The sequence below is a fragment of the Streptomyces sp. NPDC092045 genome, assembly GCF_044756005.1.
Taxonomy (GTDB): Bacteria; Actinomycetota; Actinomycetes; order Streptomycetales; family Streptomycetaceae; genus Streptomyces.
The window spans coordinates 1-2,880 of sequence record NZ_JBIVSC010000045.1 but is presented as its reverse complement, the minus strand read 5'-3'; the positions used below and the strand labels follow the sequence as shown (position 1 = coordinate 2,880).

2 protein-coding genes are annotated in these 2,880 nt (G+C 67.9%); both read left to right on the top strand.

From position 1 onward, the window contains the following. A partial coding sequence (locus tag ACIQKA_RS34905; RefSeq protein WP_383219867.1) for a 2-oxoacid:acceptor oxidoreductase subunit alpha occupies nt 1-1,836 on the top strand: 1,836 nt, incomplete at its 5' end. Nucleotides 1,837-1,876: 40 nt separating this feature from the next. Further along, on the top strand, nt 1,877-2,875 hold the full coding sequence (locus tag ACIQKA_RS34900) for a 2-oxoacid:ferredoxin oxidoreductase subunit beta (protein WP_402543405.1): 999 nt from the start codon (nt 1,877-1,879) through the stop codon (nt 2,873-2,875). The last annotated feature ends 5 nt before the right edge of the window (nt 2,876-2,880 follow it).

The window sequence follows — 2,880 nt, the reverse complement described above, 5'->3', positions numbered from 1 at the left end:
GACCGGGTGATCATTCGTTTTGCGGGTGATTCGGGTGATGGTATGCAGCTTGCGGGGGATCGTTTCACGTCGGAGACGGCGTCGTTCGGGAATGATCTGTCGACGCTGCCGAATTTTCCGGCGGAGATCCGGGCGCCGGCGGGGACGCTGCCGGGGGTCTCCTCGTTCCAGCTGCATTTCGCGGATCATGACATTCTGACGCCGGGGGATGCGCCGGATGTGCTGGTGGCGATGAATCCGGCGGCGCTCAGGGCGAATATCGCCGATGTGCCGCGCGGTGGTGAGGTCATCGTGAACACGGACGAGTTCGCGAAGCGGGCGATGGCGAAGGTGGGGTATACGGCCCTGCCGTGGGAGGACGGGTCGCTGGAGGGCTACCGGGTGCATCCGGTGCCGTTGACGACGCTCACTTTGGAGGCGTTGAGGGAGTTCGGGCTGCCGCGGAAGGAGGCGGAGCGGAGCAAGAACATGTTCGCGCTGGGTCTGCTGTCGTGGATGTATCACCGGCCCACGGAGGGCACGGAGGCGTTCTTGCGGCGGAAGTTCGTCAAGCGGCCGCTGATCGCGGAGGCGAACGTGGCGGCGTTCCGGGCGGGCTGGAACTTCGGGGAGACGACGGAGGATTTCGCGGTCTCCTACGAGGTCGCTCCCGCCACGGCGGCTTTCCCGGCGGGTGTCTACCGCAACATCTCCGGCAACCTCGCCCTGTCGTACGGGCTCATCGCGGCGGCGCGGCAGGCGGATCTGCCGTTGTATCTGGGGTCGTATCCGATCACGCCGGCCTCGGACATCCTGCACGAACTGTCGAAGCACAAGAATTTCGGGGTGCGCACGTTTCAGGCGGAGGACGAGATCGCCGGGATCGGGGCGGCGCTGGGGGCGGCGTTCGGCGGTTCGCTGGCGGTGACGACGACGTCGGGTCCGGGGGTGGCGCTCAAGAGCGAGACGATCGGGCTGGCGGTGTCGCTGGAGCTGCCTTTGCTGATCGTGGACATCCAGCGCGGCGGCCCGTCGACGGGTCTGCCGACCAAGACGGAGCAGGCGGATCTGCTGCAGGCGATGTACGGCCGCAACGGCGAGGCACCGGTCCCGGTCATCGCACCGAGGACGCCGGGGGACTGTTTCGACGCCGCTTTGGAGGCGGCCCGGATCGCGCTGACGTACCGCACGCCGGTGTTCCTGCTCTCCGACGGCTATCTCGCCAACGGTTCGGAGCCGTGGCGGGTCCCGGACACCGGCGAGCTGCCCGATCTGCGCACCGCGTTCGCCACCGGCCCCAATCACACCCTGGCCGACGGCACGCAGGTGTTCTGGCCCTACAAGCGGGATCCCGAAACCCTGGCCCGGCCGTGGGCGGTGCCGGGCACGCCGGGCCTGGAGCACCGGATCGGGGGGATCGAGAAGCAGGACGGGACGGGGAACATCTCCTACGACCCGGCCAACCACGACTTCATGGTCCGCATCCGCCAGGCCAAGACCGACAACATCGACGTGCCCGACCTGGAGGTGGACGATCCCGACGGGGCCCGCACCCTGGTGCTGGGCTGGGGCTCGACCTACGGGCCGATCACGGCCGCGGTGCGCCGGGTGCGGCGGGAGGGCGGAGCGATCGCCCAGGCCCACCTGCGCCACCTCAACCCCTTCCCGCACAACCTCGGCGAGGTCCTCAAGCGGTACGAGAGGGTGATCGTCCCGGAGATGAACCTCGGCCAGCTCGCCACCCTCATCCGGGCCAAGTACCTCATCGACGCGCGCAGTCACACCCAGGTCAACGGCATGCCGTTCAAGGCCGAACAGCTCGCCGACATCCTCAAGGAGGCCAACCGTGGCCAGTGAGCTCCTCTCCCTGGTGCCCAGGGCCGAGGCCGTCCAGACGATGAAGGACTTCAAGTCCGACCAGGAGGTGCGCTGGTGCCCGGGCTGCGGTGACTACGCGGTCCTGGCCGCCGTGCAGGGCTTCATGCCCGAACTCGGCCTGGCCAGGGAGAACATCGTCTTCGTCTCCGGCATCGGCTGCTCCTCCCGCTTCCCCTACTACATGAACACCTACGGGATGCACTCCATCCACGGCCGCGCCCCCGCCATCGCCACCGGCCTGGCCACCTCACGCCGCGACCTGTCGGTCTGGGTCGTCACCGGCGACGGCGACGCCCTGTCCATCGGCGGCAACCACCTCATCCACGCCCTGCGCCGCAACGTCAACCTCAAAATCCTGCTGTTCAACAACCGCATCTACGGCCTGACCAAAGGCCAGTACTCCCCCACCAGCGAGACCGGCAAAATCACCAAATCGACCCCCATGGGCTCCCTCGACGCCCCGTTCAACCCCGTCTCCCTCGCACTGGGCGCCGAGGCCTCCTTCGTCGCCCGCACCATCGACTCCGACCGCGGCCACCTCACCGACGTCCTGCGCCGCGCCGCCGACCACAACGGCACCGCCCTGGTGGAGATCTACCAGAACTGCAACATCTTCAACGACGGCGCCTTCGACACCCTCAAAGACAGACAACAGGCCCAGGAAGCCGTCATCCGCCTGGAACACGGACAGCCCATCCGCTTCGGCACCGACCACACCAAGGGCGTCGTCCGCAACCCCGCCACCGGAGAACTGGAAGTCGTCACCGTCACCCCCGCCAACGAGAACGACATCCTCATCCACGACACCACCGCCGGCCCCACCACCGCCTTCGCCCTCTCCCGCCTCGCCGACCCCGACACCCTCCACCACACCCCCATCGGCGTCTTCCGCGCAGCCCAACGCCCCGTCTACGACACCCTCATGACCCACCAACTCGACACCGCCGTCCACCAACACGGCAAGGGCGACCTCACCCGACTCCTCACCGGCAACGACACCTGGACCGTCAACGACTGACACGA

What these genes read in the sequence shown, in the direction of transcription:
- ACIQKA_RS34900 (WP_402543405.1), top strand. Translation starts at nt 1,877, where the DNA reads ATGAAGGACTTCAAGTCCGACCAGGAGGTGCGCTGGTGCCCGGGCTGC.